The 16,739-nt window shown below is 65.2% G+C and carries 17 protein-coding genes and 1 pseudogene; 11 read left to right on the top strand and 7 right to left on the bottom strand.

Going from position 1 to position 16,739, the window contains the following annotated elements; genetic code table 11:
• Positions 1 to 22 precede the first annotated feature (22 nt).
• Positions 23 to 916, top strand: a complete 894-nt coding sequence (locus ELS24_RS14195) for an MBL fold metallo-hydrolase (RefSeq protein WP_050444921.1) — start codon at positions 23 to 25, stop codon at positions 914 to 916.
• Between the two features lie 90 nt (positions 917 to 1,006).
• Here the strand turns inward: ELS24_RS14195 and argC are convergent, their stop codons facing one another.
• Positions 1,007 to 1,939: an N-acetyl-gamma-glutamyl-phosphate reductase gene (gene argC, locus ELS24_RS14190; protein WP_127184484.1), complete on the bottom strand. Its 933-nt coding sequence runs from the start codon at positions 1,937 to 1,939 to the stop codon at positions 1,007 to 1,009.
• 162 nt (positions 1,940 to 2,101) lie between these two features.
• On the opposite strand from argC, the gene ELS24_RS14185 reads away from it, so the two are divergent.
• The 8 genes from ELS24_RS14185 to ELS24_RS14150 all read left to right on the top strand — a co-directional run bounded on the left by ELS24_RS14185 (position 2,102) and on the right by ELS24_RS14150 (position 10,385).
• On the top strand, positions 2,102 to 2,995 hold the full coding sequence (locus ELS24_RS14185; protein WP_127184483.1) for a LysR family transcriptional regulator: 894 nt from the start codon (positions 2,102 to 2,104) through the stop codon (positions 2,993 to 2,995).
• A gap of 159 nt (positions 2,996 to 3,154) precedes the next feature.
• Positions 3,155 to 3,601: a MarR family winged helix-turn-helix transcriptional regulator gene (locus ELS24_RS14180; RefSeq protein ID WP_127184482.1), complete on the top strand. Its 447-nt coding sequence runs from the start codon at positions 3,155 to 3,157 to the stop codon at positions 3,599 to 3,601.
• 109 nt (positions 3,602 to 3,710) lie between these two features.
• Positions 3,711 to 4,886 carry an HPP family protein gene (locus ELS24_RS14175; protein WP_127184481.1) on the top strand — a complete coding sequence of 392 codons (1,176 nt, stop codon included), beginning with the start codon at positions 3,711 to 3,713 and terminating at the stop codon, positions 4,884 to 4,886.
• Positions 4,887 to 4,943: 57 nt separating this feature from the next.
• A complete protein-coding gene (locus tag ELS24_RS14170) occupies positions 4,944 to 6,380 on the top strand; it encodes a sensor histidine kinase (protein ID WP_127184480.1) in 1,437 nt (478 codons plus the stop codon).
• On the top strand, positions 6,377 to 7,006 hold the full coding sequence (locus ELS24_RS14165; protein ID WP_127184479.1) for a response regulator transcription factor: 630 nt from the start codon (positions 6,377 to 6,379) through the stop codon (positions 7,004 to 7,006). The genes ELS24_RS14170 and ELS24_RS14165 overlap by 4 nt, the downstream gene beginning before the upstream one ends.
• A 120-nt stretch (positions 7,007 to 7,126) precedes the next feature.
• A complete protein-coding gene (locus tag ELS24_RS14160; protein WP_050445014.1) occupies positions 7,127 to 7,627 on the top strand; it encodes a GlcG/HbpS family heme-binding protein in 501 nt (166 codons plus the stop codon).
• A gap of 100 nt (positions 7,628 to 7,727) precedes the next feature.
• Positions 7,728 to 9,161: a 3-deoxy-D-arabino-heptulosonate 7-phosphate synthase gene (locus ELS24_RS14155; protein ID WP_127186338.1), complete on the top strand. Its 1,434-nt coding sequence runs from the start codon at positions 7,728 to 7,730 to the stop codon at positions 9,159 to 9,161.
• 75 nt (positions 9,162 to 9,236) lie between these two features.
• Positions 9,237 to 10,385 carry a GGDEF domain-containing protein gene (locus ELS24_RS14150; protein WP_127184478.1) on the top strand — a complete coding sequence of 383 codons (1,149 nt, stop codon included), beginning with the start codon at positions 9,237 to 9,239 and terminating at the stop codon, positions 10,383 to 10,385.
• A gap of 91 nt (positions 10,386 to 10,476) precedes the next feature.
• Here ELS24_RS14150 and ELS24_RS31275 read toward each other — a convergent pair.
• A pseudogene (locus ELS24_RS31275) lies at positions 10,477 to 10,649 on the bottom strand (rhodanese-like domain-containing protein); the annotation flags it as partial.
• Positions 10,650 to 10,856: 207 nt separating this feature from the next.
• On the opposite strand from ELS24_RS31275, the gene ELS24_RS14140 reads away from it, so the two are divergent.
• Positions 10,857 to 12,038, top strand: a complete 1,182-nt coding sequence (locus tag ELS24_RS14140) for a type VI secretion system Vgr family protein (RefSeq protein WP_240669517.1) — start codon at positions 10,857 to 10,859, stop codon at positions 12,036 to 12,038.
• Here the strand turns inward: ELS24_RS14140 and ELS24_RS14135 are convergent.
• Genes ELS24_RS14135 through ELS24_RS14125 form a run of 3 tightly spaced genes read right to left on the bottom strand, consistent with a single transcriptional unit; the run spans position 12,022 to position 14,061 of the window.
• Positions 12,022 to 12,513, bottom strand: coding sequence for a hypothetical protein (locus tag ELS24_RS14135; protein WP_127184477.1), 492 nt, complete (start codon positions 12,511 to 12,513; stop codon positions 12,022 to 12,024). The genes ELS24_RS14140 and ELS24_RS14135 overlap by 17 nt on opposite strands.
• 22 nt (positions 12,514 to 12,535) lie before the next feature.
• Positions 12,536 to 13,231: a hypothetical protein gene (locus ELS24_RS14130; protein WP_127184476.1), complete on the bottom strand. Its 696-nt coding sequence runs from the start codon at positions 13,229 to 13,231 to the stop codon at positions 12,536 to 12,538.
• Positions 13,228 to 14,061: a VRR-NUC domain-containing protein gene (locus ELS24_RS14125; RefSeq protein WP_127184475.1), complete on the bottom strand. Its 834-nt coding sequence runs from the start codon at positions 14,059 to 14,061 to the stop codon at positions 13,228 to 13,230. Before ELS24_RS14125 ends, ELS24_RS14130 begins: the two co-directional genes overlap by 4 nt.
• A 17-nt stretch (positions 14,062 to 14,078) precedes the next feature.
• Between ELS24_RS14125 and ELS24_RS14120 the strand changes: the two genes are divergently transcribed.
• Positions 14,079 to 15,074 carry a type VI immunity family protein gene (locus ELS24_RS14120; protein WP_205736972.1) on the top strand — a complete coding sequence of 332 codons (996 nt, stop codon included), beginning with the start codon at positions 14,079 to 14,081 and terminating at the stop codon, positions 15,072 to 15,074.
• A 30-nt stretch (positions 15,075 to 15,104) separates the two neighbouring features.
• Here the strand turns inward: ELS24_RS14120 and ELS24_RS14115 are convergent, their stop codons facing one another.
• Positions 15,105 to 15,800 (bottom strand): hypothetical protein, encoded by a 696-nt coding sequence (locus ELS24_RS14115; RefSeq protein WP_240669515.1) that lies wholly within the window; start codon positions 15,798 to 15,800, stop codon positions 15,105 to 15,107.
• 1 nt (position 15,801) lies between these two features.
• Positions 15,802 to 16,680: a hypothetical protein gene (locus ELS24_RS14110; RefSeq protein ID WP_240669514.1), complete on the bottom strand. Its 879-nt coding sequence runs from the start codon at positions 16,678 to 16,680 to the stop codon at positions 15,802 to 15,804.
• Positions 16,681 to 16,739: the final 59 nt, after the last annotated feature.

The raw sequence follows: 16,739 nt of genomic DNA, 5'->3' as shown, positions 1-16,739 counted from the left end.
CCTCCACTCACGAGCCGCCGCCATGTCTTCCTTCCCCACCTTTCGCCGCCTGCTGCAAAGCGCCGCGCTGACCTTGTTGATCAGCCCCGCCTACGTTGCCCACGCCGCCGGCACCGATCTGCAACTGACCCATTTCAACCCCGGCAACGACGCCATCTTCCAAGTGTCTTCCGTGCTGGTCAGCGGCCAGCGCGAAGCCATCCTGATCGATGCGCAGTTTGGTAAATCGCAAGCCGAAAAAGTGGTGAAAATGGTGCGCGACAGCGGCAAGACGCTGACCACCATCTACATCAGCCACGGCGACCCCGACTTCTACTTCGGCCTGGACACCGTGGTGGCCGCCTTCCCGAATGCGCGCGTCGTCGCCACCGAACCCACGGTGCAGCACATCAAGGAAACGGTGGACGGCAAGCTGGCGTTCTGGGGCCCCAAGCTGGGCGCGGATGCGCCGTCCCGGGCCGTGATTCCGCAGGTGCTGAAAGGCAGCCAATTGACGCTGGAAGGCCAGACGCTGGAAATCACCGGCCTGGACGGCCCGCAACCCGATCGCAGCGTTGTGTGGATTCCGTCGTTGAAGGCCGTGGTGGGTGGCGTCGTGGTGTTCGGCAACCTGCATGTGTGGATGGCCGATACGCAGACCCCTCAATCGCACAAGGATTGGCTGGCCACCTTGGCGCGCATTGAAGCGCTGAAGCCGATGACGGTCATTCCAGGCCACTATGCGCCGGGCGCACCGTTGACCCTGGAATCAGTCCGCTATACGCAGGGCTACATCCGCGCCTTTGACGCACAAACCGCCAAGGCCGCCGACAGCGCCGCGCTGATCGCCGCCATGAAGGCGCAGTACCCGCAAGCGGGCGCGGCCGCGTCCCTGGAGTTGAGCGCCAAGGTCGCCAAGGGCGAAATGAAGTGGTAAGGCAATGCAGGGGTGACGATAAACGCGTGATGCCCTGAACAGCAATGGCGCCCCGCTTCCAGCGAGGCGCCATTGCCTTATGCCATCACCTCATGCCATCGCGGCCAGCATCAGGTCCAGGTTTTGCACCGCCGCGCCGGACGCGCCCTTGCCCAGGTTGTCGAACACCGCGGTCAGCAATACCTGGCCGTGTTGCTCGTTGCCGTAGACGCCTAAGCGCAGGTCGTTGGTACCGTTAAGTACCTGCGGATCCAGATGCGTGTGGCTGGCGGCTTCCTGGCGCGGCACCACCTGCACATGCGTGGTGTCCACGTAGTGCTGGTGCAGGCAAGCATGCAACTGCTCGCTGTTTACGCCAGCCGGCAGCAAGCGCGTCTGCAACGGAATCGTCAGCACAATGCCCTGGCGAAACGCGCCGTAGGCCGGCACGAACACCGGGCGCTGCGTCAACCCCGCATGCGTTTCGATCTCGGGGGTGTGCTTGTGCGCCAGGCCCAAGCCGTACAACTGGAACGCCGGGCCTTGGAGGCCGCCCGCCCCTTCGTAGGCATCCACGCTGGCGCGGCCGCCGCCCGAATAGCCCGACACCGCATGCACGACCATCGGATAGTCGGCGGGCACCAGCCCGGCCTGGATCAAGGGGCGCAGCAAGGCGATGGCGCCCGTGGGGTAGCAGCCGGGGTTGCTGACCCGCTTGGCCTGAGCGATCAGGTCGGCCTGGCCCGCGCTCATTTCGGGAAAGCCATAGACCCAGCCCGGCGTGGTGCGATGCGCTGAACTGGCGTCGATGATGCGCACCGCCGGGTTCACCACCGACGCCGCCGCCTGGCGCGCCGGCTCATCCGGCAGGCACAGGATGGCCACGTCGCAGGTGTTAATGGCGTCGGCACGGCGTTGCGGATCCTTGCGTTCGGCCTCGGGCAGTGTCAGCAGGCGCAGGTCGGTACGGCCGTTCAGGCGTTCATGAATCTGCAGGCCGGTGGTGCCTTGGTCGCCGTCGATAAAGACTAGGGGGTGGGTCATGGCTGGTCCGTCGAGGGAGGGGTTGATCAGGGATGAGGGTTTAGGGGTTGAAGCCGCAGAGGTAGCAGCGGTTAAGTTCAAGCCGTATCTTCGGCCTGGCTCTTCGATAAGAAAAGTCGAATATCATGACCGTTCAATTCATGTTTACTGAACATCAACCCCATGCGTGAAATCAGCCTGGATCGCCTGCGCACCCTGGTCGCCATTGCCGACCTGGGCTCATTCGCCGAGGCCGCCCGCGCGCTGCATCTGGCGCCGCCCACCGTCAGCCTGCACGTGGCCGATCTGGAAGCCCGCATCGGCGCGCCGCTTTTGACGCGCAAGCGCGGCCAGGTCCGGCCCACCACCATTGGCGACACGCTGCTGGAACGCGCACGCCGGCTGCTGGCCGAAGCCGATCAGGCGCTGGACGATGTGCAACGCCAGGTGCAGGGCTTGTCCGGCCGCGTGCGCCTGGGCGCCTCCACCGGCGCCATTGCGCATCTGCTGCCCAGCGCCTTGGAAACACTGGGCCGCCATCACCCCGGTATCGACGTGCAGGTGGCGGTACTGACCTCTCAGGAAACCTTGCAGCGCTTGAACGACGGCACTCTGGACGTGGGGCTGGTGGCGCTGCCGCAGCCGCCTATCGATGGCCTCGTCATCAAGCCCTGGCGGCGCGATCCCGTCATGGCCTTTCTGCCGGCAAGCTGGCAGGCGCCTGCCCGCGTCACCCCCGCCTGGCTGGCGGACCGTGCGCTGATCCTGAACGACGCCACCACGCGGCTCTCGCGCCAGACCGGCGAATGGTTCGCCGCCGCCGGCCTGAACCCGCGCACCCGCATCCAGCTCAATTACAACGACGCCATCAAAAGCCTGGTGGCCGCCGGCTACGGCGCGACCCTGCTGCCGCACGAAGCCACCGCGCCCCAAGCCGACCCGCGCATCATCATGCGGCCCTTGCGCCCGGCGTTGTGGCGGCCGCTGGGCATCGCGCACCGCGCGGAAAAAGTCGAACGCGCCACCCAGCACGTGTTGGATGTGCTGTGGGAATTACGGGCGACACGGGGTGCCTGAATGTGGCGGGTGAATGTGACGGATGAACGTGACAACGGAAGCGGTAACGAAAGCGGTAACGAAAGCGGTAACGGAAGCGGTAACGAAAGCGGTAACGAAGCGTACTAACGACACGGAAGCGCGGCGCGAATTCACGCGTCGTCATATTAGAATTCGCCTGTGAAAACGACTCTGTCCCCCACTCCCCTGTCGCCCGCCGACTACGAACTGCTGGCTGACTTCCGCTATGCGCTGCGCACCTTCGCGGCCTTCAGCGAGGGCGCGGCCGGCGCCTTGGCGCTGACACCGCAGCAACATCAAACCCTGCTGGCCATCAAAGGCACCCGCAAGACCCCGCCCGACCGTCGTGGGCTGTACGTAGGCGAAATCGCCGACCGACTGTTGATCCGTCCGCATACGGCCGCCGAACTGGTCAGCCGCCTGGCCCGGCTGGACCTGGTCAGCCGCGAGGCCGATCCCGAAGACGGCCGTCGCGTTGAAGTCGTGCTGACGCCAAAGGCCGAACGGGTATTGGAGAGCCTGTCCGCCGCGCACCTGGAAGAGCTGCGCGCCATGCGTCCCTTGTTGGGCCGCTTGCTGGCGCGCATCGGCGACGACGCGACCTGAGCGCATCCGCGCATCCGCGCATAAGCGCATAAGCGCATAAGCGGACGGTAAGCCGCCGCGTGATAAATTGTCGCCCCACGACATATTGCAGACAAGCAAGGAGATCGTTTTGGGGGTGGCATTCAAGCGCTGGCTGAGCGCGTTCGCGCCAGCGCCGGTAGGCGTCAACGGGCGCGAAAAAATCCTTGGCGTGCTCGGCTCGCTGCTGGGGCTGTTCTGCACGGAATGGGTGGGCCGGCACGCACTGGGCGCGGCCAGCCCTTGGTTCATCGCGCCCATGGGCGCATCGGCCGTGCTGCTGTTTGCCGCGCCAGCCAGCCCGCTCGCGCAGCCCTGGTCCATCGTGGCGGGCAACGTGGTGTCGGCGCTGATCGGCGTGTTCTGCGCCCAGATGATTCCGCTGCCCGGCTTGGCTGCGGCCGTCGCGGTAGCCCTGGCCATCGGCGCCATGTTCAGCCTGCGCTGCCTGCATCCCCCGGGTGGCGCGGTGGCCTTGACGGCGGTGCTGGGCGGGCCGTCCGTAGCCAGCCTGGGCTATGGCTTCGCGCTGTGGCCGGTGGGCCTGAATTCCTTGATCCTGCTGTGCATTGCCGTGGCCTTCAACGGCGCTCTGAAACGCAATTACCCCCGCCGCCATGCCGACCCGGCACAGGGACATCACACCCGCGACGCCGCGCCCAGCACCCGCCTGGGCTTCAGCCGGGCCGACCTGGATGATGCCCTGGCGCAACGCGGCGAGCTCCTGGACATCAGCAAGGAAGACCTGGAAGATATCGTGCTGGCCGCCGAACTGCGCGCCAGCGTGCGCCGGTTTGGCGAGGTGTCGTGCGCCGACGTCATGTCGCGCGATGTCGTCACCGTGCAGGAACATGAACCCCTGGACCACGCCGTCCGCCTGTTCGACAAGCACCGGCTGCAAGCCTTGGCGGTGGTTGACGCGAACGGTCGTTATGCCGGCATGGTGTCGCAGGCCGACGTGCTGGCGCGCAAGGCCAGGCCGCTTGCGGTCACGCCAGATGACGCCACGCCGCCGCGCCAGCGGGTTTCCGACTGCCTGCGCAGCGAAGTGCCCTTCGCCACACCAGACCTGCCGGTCATCGAACTGGCTCGGCCCATGTCTGACACCCTGCATTGCGTGCCGGTGCTGGACGCCTCGCGCACTCTGGTCGGGCTGATCACGCAGTCGGACCTGGTGGCCGCGCTGTACCAGATGACGCTGTCGGCCAATTCACAGGCCGATCCGCAGGCTGATCCATTCGGCCAGGCCGCTCCGCGCGCCGCATGACGCCTCCGTAGCCCTACGGATGCCGGGCCGCGCCTGCCGCAAGGCATAATTTCAGCCGTGAACCCCCTATCGCGCACGCGCGCCCTCCTCTGCTGGCTGATCCTGTTCTGCCTGGGCGCCGCCTGGATCGCCCGCCAGGAAACCCTGGATCAGCACGACCGCTTCTTTCAAAGCACCAGCATCGCCCAGCGCATGCTGAGCCAGAAGACGGTGCAGCACGAAGCCGTGCTGGCCACGCTGACAGCGCTGTCTCACCCGCCCACGCCCGAACGTCTGTATCCCAGCCTGCACCCCGCCATGCCCCAACTGCTGGGGCTGGGCTATCTGGCCGATGGCGCCTGGGCCGGCAGCCTGCCACCGCCGCCGGGTTTGTCGGCCGCCGTGACGCGCGCCCGTGATGCGGGCCGCCCGGTGACGCTGCCGGTGGACAACGCGCGCTACTGGCTGGTGGCGCCCTCCAGTTGGAGCCTGCTGCTGGACGCCCGCCAGTTGGTGCCGGCGTCGGACTTTCCCCCCGGCCTGAGCAACCTGAGCCTGCTGCTTGGCCCGCAGCCTTTGGCGCTGCTGGCCAAGCAGGCGGACGACGCGTGGGGCTTGGCGATGACATTGCAAAAGCCGCTGGGCGCGGCCAGCCAGCCCTTCCCGATGCGCAGCACCCACACGCTGACGCCGGTCTATTGGCCATGGAAAGCCTGGCTGGCCTGGGCCCTGGCCAGCGCCCTGCTGGTAGCCGCCGCCGCTGCCTGGCAGCGTTCGCGCGCCGAGGCCCGCCGCCAGCAAGAGCAGGCGCGCCTGGCCACCATGGCGCGCCTGGGCACGCTGGGCGAAATGGCGGCCGGCATCGCGCACGAACTGAACCAGCCCCTGACCGCCATCCTGGCCCAGACCCGCGCCGCCCAGCGCCTGCTGGACGACGAACACGAACGCCCCGCCGTGCGCCACGCGCTCTTGGCCAGCGCCGAGCAGGCCAAGCGCGCCGCCGACATCATCAGCCGCATGCGCGCGCTGGTACAACCGCGTTCGCCCGCGCGGCGCGAAGCGCTGGACCCGGACGCGCTGGTCGCGTCGCTGCTTTTTCTACGCGAAGCCGAGCTGGCCCGGCAAGGCATCCGCCTGGCCTGGAACAACGCCAGCCCAGGAGCGCGGCCGCTGGCTGACCGCGTAGCGCTGGAACAGATCCTGCACAACCTGGTGCAAAACGCCGCCGACGCCCTTGCGGGCACCGACAGCACGCGGATGATTCAACTGGAAGGCCGCGCCGACGGCGACGCATACCGGTTCACCATCAGCGACACCGGCCCCGGCATCGCCGCCGACGCGCTGCCCCGCCTGTTCGCCCCGTTCTACACCACGCGCGCCCAAGGCATGGGCCTGGGGCTGGCCTTGTGCGAAACGCTGGCGGGTTCCATGGACGGCCGCATCGCCGCACGCAATCTCAAGCCCTCGGGCGCCTGCTTCACCTTGACCCTGCCGTGTGCAAAGGCCCCCGCATGAACACGCCGCCCACGCGCACGCCCGACCATTCCCCGCTGGTGTACCTGGTGGATGACGACGACGCCGTGCGCGATGCGCTGGGCCTGCTGCTGCGTAGCGTAGGCCTGCGCAGCGTGGGCTTTGGCGACCCGCAGGCCTTTCTGGCGCAACTCAGCGCCAGCGCCATCGGCTGCGTCGTGCTGGATATCCGCATGCCTGGCATCAGCGGGCTGGACGTGCTTGCCCGCCTGGCCGCGCAGTCCGACCTGCCGGTGGTCATGCTGACCGGCCATGCCAACGTGGACCTGTGCCGCCGCGCCTTCAAGGGCGGCGCCATGGAGTTCCTGCAAAAACCCGTGGATGACGACGTGTTCCTGGACGCCGTGCAGGCCGCGGTGCGCACCCACATCGCCAGCCGCGAAAAGCTGGCCGTGACCCAAGCCGCCGCCGATCGCTTGGCGCGCCTGTCCGGACGCGAACACGAGGTGCTGGCGCGCATTGTGCAAGGCATGAGCAACAAGGAAATCGCGCGCGAATTCGATTTGTCGCCACGCACCGTTGAAACGTATCGGGCCAACGTCTTCGCCAAGCTGGAAGCCGACTCGCTGGCGCAACTGATCCGCCAATACGCCACCCTGCTCGACTAGCCCCGTCCTTTGCCCTCCGTAACGCTACGGAGGCGCGCGAGTAGTCGGGCGTATACCGCCCGCCGCGCGTTTTGGCCACACTGGCTGCTCCTTACTCCAACGCATAAAAGGATGCTGACCATGAAGCCCACGACGCTTGCCACCCTCTTTTCCACCCTGGCCTCCACGCTGGTTTTGTCCGCCGCCGCCCAAGCCGCCGTGCTCACGGAAACCAACCTGTCGATGGCCGACGCGCAGCAGCTCGCCACCGCTACGGTTGCCGCCTGCCAGGCCAAGGGCTACAACGTCAGCGCCTCCGTCGTGGATCGCGCCGGCCTGCTCAAGGCTTTTGCCCGCGCCGACAACGCCGGCCCGCACACCATCGAGGCCAGCCGCGCCAAGGCTTTCACCGCCGTGTCCGCCAAGACCCCCACGCTGACCATGATGGAAAACGCACAGAAAAACCCGGGCGCCGCCAACCTGACCGACATTCCGGGCTTCCTGCTCTTGGGCGGCGGCGTGCCGGTCAAGGCGGGCGATAAGGTCATTGGCGCCATTGGGGTAGCCGGCGCGCCGGGCGGCCACCTGGACGCGCAGTGCGCCGACGCGGTGCTGCAAGACAACGCGGCAATGTTCAAGTAAGACGCTTGCTCGACCGCGCGCGCGTGCGCGGGTATTGGCGCCAGGATCGACAACAGGCTAGGCTTACGGCGCCACAGTCTGAATGAAGCCGGTTCACACCATGCCCCTGCCGCCGCGCCCCTCCCTGCTGGACGACACGCTACGTATCGTCGCCCGCCGCTATCTCGTGCCCACCACGCCAGAAGCCGCGCTGGCATCGGCTTCAACGGCCCGAAGCCACCACTGCACCAGCACACTGGCCGTGGCCATCGACCAGGCGCGTCGGGCGTTGGCCCATGCAGAAACACCGCCTGCCTTGGTCAAGCAGACGTTCGTCGACGCGTTGGCACAGCTTATCGGCGAAGCCATGCGCGAGAACCAGGGTGACCCCGCCATCCAGGCCATGGTCCTGCGCCACCAAGCCGTGCAGGTGCGTGAATACGCCTCACTGGCCGCGGGTGCCGAGTCGGACCGGCGTGAAGTCGTGGCGGCCGTCAACGCCATTGCCCACCCGGCCAAGCTGCAACGCCTGCCGCCCGGCCCGCAGCGCGAGGTCTTGGGCGCGTTGCAAGCCGCCGCGTCGGCACCGGCTTGGGCCGCGCTGTCCAAGGCCGTCGAACGGATCGACGCCCTGCCCGAGGCGGCAAGCGATTCCCCCACGTCTCGCAGCCTGGCCCGGCTGCGCAACAGCCCCGCCCTGGAACGCCTGTGCCGCTTGGACGCCTTGGCCTCCGACGCGCTGGTGCAGCGCTACCAAGCCCTATGGAGCCGCAACGGCCCGCGCTCCGGCACGCCGGGCGCGGTGGCGCAAGGCCTGGCCGCGCAACAACGTGGCGCGGATGTCGAGGCCCAGGCCGCGACAGCGTTGGAAGCCTTGGCGCACCGTCTCAATACCGAAGGGCCGCAAGGCACTACCCTGGGCCCCAGCACCGCCGCATACCGGGTGGTGACCTCGATGCACATGCCGCCCGAGCTGCCTGGCTCGGCCGACCGCGCCAAGAGCGAGTGGGACGCCGCGCTGCTGCGCCGCGCCAGCCCGCCAGACGCCGAACCCGTCTGGGATGTGTGCCTGCTGGTCGAGGCCAAGGCGTCCGTGGACGCGGCCAGTACGGACTTCCCCCGCTTGCTGCGCGGCATGCAACGGCTGGCGCAGGCAGATGCCGGCGTCATCTATCCGTTCCTGTCGCGCCAGGGCACCGTGGCGTTGCGCGGCGCATCCCTGAGCACCCTGCCCACCCACGGCTCCGACCTGGCTGGCGCCGTGCTCTATTGCTGCGACGCGCCCGCCGACACGCCCGTTGATGACTCGCCGCGCTTGCTCAACGCCGCCTGCCGCATGCAGTTGCTGTCCGCGCCGGCCAGCGTCGCCTACGCCAGCCAATTGGCGCTGCGCCAACCCGCCGACGCCCAAACGCTGGAAGCCGTTTGGCAAGGATTGCTGGCGTCGCCGCAATGGGCTGGCGTGTTGAATCAGTATCCGCTGCTGCATCAGGTGCGCGCGCTGATGGTGCACACAGACGACCTGTTTGCAGCCACGCAACACGCCAGCCTGTAACACAAAATGGGCAAGTTTTGCCCGTAAAATCCCGCTGTCGGCAACGCGTGTCGGCGCCACGCTGATACCGCCGGGATGCACGTCGATCTCTACACCCTTTACCTGCTCGTCATCGGGACGCTGCTCGCCAGCGCCGGGATGCTTTATTGGGAACACCGCACGAATTCCCGGCGTGCCAAGGAACTGGGCATTCTGGCCACGGGCTTTGCCACCATCGCCGTCGGCTGTACCGTGGTGCTGCTGCGCGGGCACCTGCCCGCGGTGCTTGGCCCCGGGCTAAGCAACTTCATCATTCTTGGTGGCTATCTACTCGTCCTGCACGGCGTCGCGGCCTTCAGCGGCAGGCGCTACCGCCTGGTGTCGATCGGCTTGCTGGCCGTCACGGTCTTGCTGTGGGCGGCGGCCGGCACCCGTTGGCAAGGCATCATGTGGAGCTACATCAGCGCGGCGCCCATCGCCGCCGTGGCGGCCCTGACCGCCTGGGAAATGTGGCGTTGCACACCCATGAAGCCGCTGACGCCGCGTCGCTTCGTCATCGCCGTCGCCAGCATCCATGCCTTGTTCTATGCCTTCAGGGCCTTGATCCTGCCCTGGCTGGTTGACGTGTATGGTCCCGTCGTCCAACTGGCGGCCAGCAACATCACCATGTATGAAGGCGTGCTGTATTCGGTATTGCTGCCCATGGCGCTGCTCAAGCTGGTACGCGAAGAGGCGCACGGCCAGTTGTTGCGCGAAGCGCAAACCGACTACCTGACGCGCCTGGGCAACCGCCGCTGGTTTTTCGAGGAAGGCGCGCGCCTGTTGCACGCCCATGCAAAGCAAGGGCCGGTGGCCGTGCTGGCGTTTGACCTTGACCACTTCAAATCCATCAATGACCGACACGGACATCAGGCCGGCGACCTGGTGCTCAAGGCGTTTGCCGACATCGCGCAGAGCGTGGCTGGGCCGGGCGTGCTGTTGGCGCGTATCGGCGGCGAAGAGTTCGCCGCGCTGCTGACGGGTGAGGAGGCGCGCCGCGCGCAGGCGCTGGGCGTAGCCATCGCGCAGCGCTTTGCCGACATGTATTCCGAAGATATCGATCGCCGCGCCATCCACGCCACGGTCAGCATCGGGCTGGCGTGGTTTGACCACAACGCGCCGCCGCTGGCCGATAGCCTGGCGGCAGCGGACCGTGCCTTGTACCGCGCCAAATCACTGGGCGGAAACCGGTTGGAATTGGCCTGACAGCCCCAAGTTCCGCAGGCCTGAAGCGCCGCAGACCAGGAATGGGCACGGCCCCCCTCGCAAGGGATAGCGGGGCGTAACTCGCGCGCTTATTGCGCAGCGACGCCACCCGGTTGGAAATCCCTGCGTCGATCAAGGTCTGCGCGCCCACGATGCTACGTGTACGGCCCGCGCAACGCGCTCATGCAGCTCGTCCACGTCGATCCACGACGTGTGCTTTTCGTGTTCGATGACTTCACCAAACGCCTTGCTGGGCACGTTGGATAGAGAGACTCATGGAATGACCTGGGCTTCAAAGATAAGAAGCGCTCAGGCTACGTGGGCGCTTCATGCCGGACAACGTAGAAATGCGTCTATGGCTATGCGGCGGTGGTGGCGGCCACCCCGCAAAATCAGAGGAGTTCTATAGACGCGCGCATGATCGATTGCGCAATATCGTCGGTCAACCTGCGTTTTCCAGGAGGACCGAACGTGTTGTCTCACAAGCAAGACCACCGCTTCACCTTCACCCCCGCCAGCGGCGCGGCGTTTGACGTCGTTGAATTCACGCTGCATGAAGCCCTGTCCGAGACCTATCGGCTGTGCCTAGAACTGTCCAGCAGCGACCCCGCTATTGATTTCGGCACGCTGCTGGACCAGCCTGGGCTCTTCACCATCTGGCGCGGGGATGGTCCGGTGCGCCACGTCCACGGCATCGTCACCGAGTTCGTACAAGCCGACACCGGTTTTCGCCGGACGCGCTATCGGGTAGTCGTAGAACCCTCCCTGGCTCGCGCCGCGCTGTGTTCTGACTGGCGCATCTACCAGCACCTGTCAGTACCCGAGATCCTGGCCGACGTGATCAAGCACCAAGGCATTACCGACTACGAACAGGTCACCACCTTTGAGCACCTGCCCCGCGAATACTGCGTGCAAGCCGGCGACACCAACTTGGCGTTTCTGGACAGGCTGGCGGCCGAAGAAGGCTACTTCTACCGCTACGCGCACTCGGAACACGGGCACCGCCTGCTCCACGGCGACCGCATCTACATCCATGGCGAGATCGCAGGCGGGCCGGTGGTCTACAACCCCATGCCAGGCGGCGACCAGGCCGAACCCGCGCTGCATCGCTTTGCCTACGCCGAGCGCATCCGCACCGCCGTGCAGACCCAGCGCGACTACACGTACACCCATCCGCGCTATAGCCAGGAACATTCCCCGGTCGCCACCGACCTTGACCACCAGGATCATCGCTACGAACGCTACGACTACCCCGGCCGCTACAAACGCGACGAAGCGGGCAAGCCCTTCACGCAAACCCGCCTGCTAGGCCGCCGCCGCGATGCGCGTGTGGCGTTCGTCGAAGGCGATGACGCGCGTTTAATCCCCGGTGTTGCCTTCGACCTGAGCGGCCACCCGCGCGAAGACTGGAACCAAGGCTGGCGCCCCGTGCGCATGCGCCACCACGGCGTGCAGCACACGAGTCAAGAAGAAGACGCGGCGGGTTTGGACTTCCTTCTTGCGTTCGCTGATCTGCGCCAGGGTTTCGGCTGTCTCGATGGCGGTTTGGGCGGCTTCATGGGCGGCGTAGGCGCGATAGGCCCGATAGCCCCAGACGAGGGCGGCGGCTGCGGCGGGGGCGGCCATGGCTGTTCTCCTAACGCAAAAACGTGAGTAGTACCCAGGTCACTTCCCGACCGTTCACCTGGGGCATCGTCACTTGGTAGGCGAAGGTCTGCGGACCTGTCGGAAGTTCTTGGCAAGTCCAGGAGCCTGGGTAGGGGCAGGGTTCTCCCGAGCGCACGCGGGCACCGGCGCTGGCGCTTGGGGCGGCCTCGTGCATCCAGTGCCAGGTGATCGCTTCACCCTTGTACGCCGGCAGCGCTTCATGCTTGGCGACTACGCACAACACTTCGCCCTTGTCGTCGCCTCGCCACTGCCCCGCGCGCGGCGCGAGCTGGCCCGTTTCGGCGCGGCGTGCAGGTTCGGGTTCGGGGGCACTTTGATCAATGTCGCGCTGCCAGATGACGCGGCCGCGCGACGGGTCTTGGTGTATGGGTGGGGCGAGCTCGCCAGCGTTGAAGTGACGACGCGAGCCGGTTTTTGCTAGCGTGTACCACCAGCCGGATGAAGGAATTTCCTCGCCCACGACAACATGAGTGGGCGTGGGTTCAGTGGGTGTGCCGCCGGGTGCCGGAGGGCAGCTCGGGCGTAAACGCCATGCTGAACGTGTCGTCGGTGTCCAGACCATAGAAATGCGGGGCTAGTGCTCGGTGCCAAACCGCGATTTCGGACTGCATGCCGAACGCCAACGGTGTGCCCCAGGCAAAGCCGCTGTATACCTGCGCAGGCTTTAGACGGCCAATGGTTTCCAGAACGAATTTTCGCCACGCATCCTTGTTGTCCAGCCACCATTGCCAACGGTAATAGAACTGAATGGAAGAGAAATTGCATTCCGCGGTGTAGTTCCGCTTTCTCCAAAGGTAGGCGGCATGCGTAGGAGTGCTTTGCGAGTTCTTTTCATCAGTAAAGCCGACCGTGAACGATTTATCGGGACGGAATTTTCGCGCCCATTCGCGTATATCGCCCAGCCTCTTGGAGCCATAGGGATGAGGACGTTCAGAGGTGGGGTGCGTTGCAACGGTGTAGGGGCAGCCAAGAAGCGTTTCGAAGGCTTCGTGGATCTCGATCATATCCAGTGTTGTCCGAAACAAATGCTCGGGATCGTAGGTGAAGTAGAAGGTCAGATACGGCGTGACAGCAAGTTCGAACGCGCCGAGATCGATGGCGGTATTGGGCCACCGCTTCAGGTCGGTCACCATGCCGGAAACGTCGTCATCGTCCAACAGCCTCTCGCTTGTGCTCATTTCGTTTTCCTTGGTGAGCCTCCTTGGCCCGGTTTCACAGTGGAAGGTTTGAATCCCGTGCAATCTTCTGGTACGCGAAGTAGCGCTACTTTTTTGTTGTCTTCACCCATTAATAAGACGTAGTCCTCAAGCTGATCCCGCTTCACCCAATCATTGGGAAACTTGATTTCGACGGCCGCAAAAACGTTCCCGACGTCAAACGGCTGCTGCCGATACTCCACAATGACCAGATCCGGTGCCAGGCTCCCTTTAGGCCGAGGCCAAAAAGGGAAGAACTCGCTGATGCGCTTGGGGCGTGTGGAGGGATCTCCCAGCATCGGCATGTAGGAGATGCCGTCGTAGTTTGGCTCCGCCTTCAACGGGCTCTGCCACGCCAGCAAGTCATCCACCACTTCAAACACCAGGGACGCGGTGGTCTGCTTCAACGCGATATCGATCGTCGTTTCGATGACTTCACCGGGGATCTTCTTGCGGATGCGCCTGGGGACTTTCAGCGGCGACTTCAGCGCCCATTGGCACACCGTACTGATGACGGGGCGAAATGGAATTTTGCGTTCGATGTATTGCTGATACGTCACGTTTTCCTTGCGCCCACGCGATACGGTGCTGTTGCCGCCGGTGCGTACGAAGGTCGAGCTTTTGACGTCGATTTCTTTTTTCATGCCTTCGATGATGTCTTTCAGAAGGGTTTGGACTTCCTTCTTGCGTTCGCTGATCTGCGCCAGGGTTTCGGCTGTCTCGATGGCGGTTTGGGCGGCTTCATGGGCGGCGTAGGCGCGATAGGCCCGATAGCCCCAGACCAGCGCGGCGGCTGCGGCGGGGGCGGCCATCAGGCGTCTCCTTCAAGGTGGGAACCGCCACTTGGGATCGCGCGCTCGCCCCGCACTTCTACGGTTTGGACACTGATTACCCGTTCGGCATGATGTTCACGCCCGATCTACCTTCCGGCATCCGCCCTCCGACCTGGGGCTTCTTCCTGTCCGACATCTGGCGCGAAAAGCTGGCGATCACCCGCGAAGATGTCGTCGCCCATCTTGCCGACCCACGCGTCCGCATCGACACCCTTAGCTGCGGGCAATGGATCGAACTTGGCCCGCAACCTGAACTCTATCCCGTCGAAAACGGTGTCCCCGAGCTTCCCGCCCTGCTCAACCGACTGCTGCGCCGCATTCGCCATCCGCAATTGGACCTGGTCGGGTCTGGCGAATGGGATGGCGACCCGAACGAACGCTTTGACCGCCGTGATACGCAGCGTTGGCTGGCCCGGTTTGACGACGACAGCGATTGGCCTACGCCAGCGATTCGAGGCCGTACACCCGGCGGCCCACCCACTGAACCCACGCCCACCCATGTTGTCGTAGGCGAAGAAATTCCTTCATCCGGCTGGTGGTACACGCTAGCAAAAACCGGTTCGCGTCGTCACTTCAACGCTGGCGAGCTCGCCCCACCCATACACCAAGACCCGTCGCGCGGCCGCGTCATCTGGCAGCGCGACATTGATCAAAGTGCCCCCGAACCCGAACCTGCACGCTGCGCCGAAACGGGCCAGCTTGCGCCGCGCGCGGGGCAGTGGCGAGGCGACGACAAGGGCGAAGTCCTGTGCGTAGTCGCCAAACATGAAGCCCTGCCCGCCTACAAGGGGCAAGCGATCATTTGGCACTGGGTGCACGAGGTCGACCCCGGCGCCAGCGCCCGCGTGCGGTCGGGACAGCCCTGCCCATACCCCGGAACGTGGACGTGCGAGGAAATGCCGACCGGGCCGCAGACCTTCGCCTATCAAACTGCCATGCCACGGGTAAAGGGTCAGGACGTGACGTGGATACTGGTCAGGTTCTTGCGTTAACCGCCCGAACTGACCACACACGGCTTGGCGCTACCGCCCCAGCACCGATTCAACATCCGCGCCAAACGCGCAATAGCCCGGGTAACCCGGTCGTGCATCGCAGGCCATCAAGCAGCCGGGCTTGCCGTTAGCAAAGCTCGCCGACACCGACATGCCGAAGCCGTAGGTGGGTGTCGTTACGTCGAACGCGCTTTCGCACACGGCCTTCGTGCTGTAGGCAAACGTCATGCCCTCTCGCCTGCCGTTGACGGCGAACGACACCTGGAAGCTGTTGTAGCTGTTCCAACCGGAACGAGGCAGCACCACGAAGCGGTAATGCCTGGGATCGCGGCGTTCGCCGAATATTTTCAGTTGCGCCGACGTGGTGCGGGTGGTGGGCGATGGGTACGGTAGCGCGAGTAACGCGCGCGGATCGCCCAATACGCCCAGGTCCATGCCCAGGCCCTTTTGATAGAACGGCACGTCCAGGCTGGGGTAGCCGGAATATTCCACGCGCCGGGGCGGGCCGTCGTAGGTGTTGGTGCTGGGCTTGAAGTCGGGTGCGCGCGCGAACGCAACGTCCAGCGTCAGGACCACGTCCGTTGGTTTGGCGTCTTCGGTGCGGACATGTTCTTGAAAGATCTCGGCTTGGCCCGCGCATCCCGCCAGCAGCGCCAGCACGCCAGACGTCGCCATACGCCGGATGGACGGCGTCAATACATTCGGCACCAATACATTCGACCTCACCTCACCGCTCCTGCGCCGTGGCAACCGGCAACGTCGCCGACTTCAGGCCATAACCATTGAACTGCCATCCGTTCTTGCCTTCTTGCCACTGAAAATTCTTGTTGATCCATTCCGCCTTCAAGTTTCGGTACAGACGGCGCTGGTCGATGCGCTTGCCGGCGTCCAGGGCCTTTCTGGCGGCCTGCGAACTTTCATTCCACAAGCCGCTGAAAGCCTTCGTTTGCATGGCTTTGGTGAACGGCACGGTGGCGTAGGGGCCATCATCCAAGCGGCCAAGCCGGATCTCGTTGTCCAGCAACAGCGCGCCGTGTCGGTTGTCCGGCGACACGGATACCAACTCGGGAATGGAATGTAGTTTTTCCTTTTGCCGCTGATGCTCAAACCAAAGCACCTGGCCCGTCGATGTGACCAGCGCCCGCGAGCCCGCCGTGAACAGCAGCAGGTCCTTGCGGCCGGGTTGTGCCACGCCCATGTCGGGGTCGTGCATGTCGACGGTGGGACTCAATACGCGTGCAAGCGGCGTGCCGTTTTGCACTGCGATCAGTATTGTGCCGACACCCATGAAGTCGTTCGACACTGCCACCAGCATCGGCTGGCCGCCTTGTGTAGGCCCCAGCGCCCGCACGTGGATGAACTCCACGGCATTCAAGGGCCGATAGGGCTTGCCGCGAAACAGGATGGCTCGCAGGTGTGAACGCGGATAGCCTTGCAGCGCGAAGTCGCCACCGATGGGCTCGACGATCTTTGCATAGGCATTCTCAGCGGCGGCGGGCTGCGCGCGGGCGATGGCGGGTATAGACGCAATCAGTGCCAGCGCAAGGCATAGGCAAGATTGCTTGCTTGGGCTGGAAAAAAGAGTGGCGCTGGATGGTTGCGGCAAGGCGGTTCGCGGAGGGTGCTTTGGACAAAGCGGTGCCGGCATTCTAGGGCATGCCAGGC

Origin of the sequence: Achromobacter spanius (assembly GCF_003994415.1) — a bacterium.
In the GTDB taxonomy this organism is placed as follows: Bacteria; Pseudomonadota; Gammaproteobacteria; order Burkholderiales; family Burkholderiaceae_B; genus Achromobacter; species Achromobacter spanius_C.
Note: the sequence above shows the minus strand (reverse complement) of the source record. Positions and strands in the feature narration are given on the sequence as shown.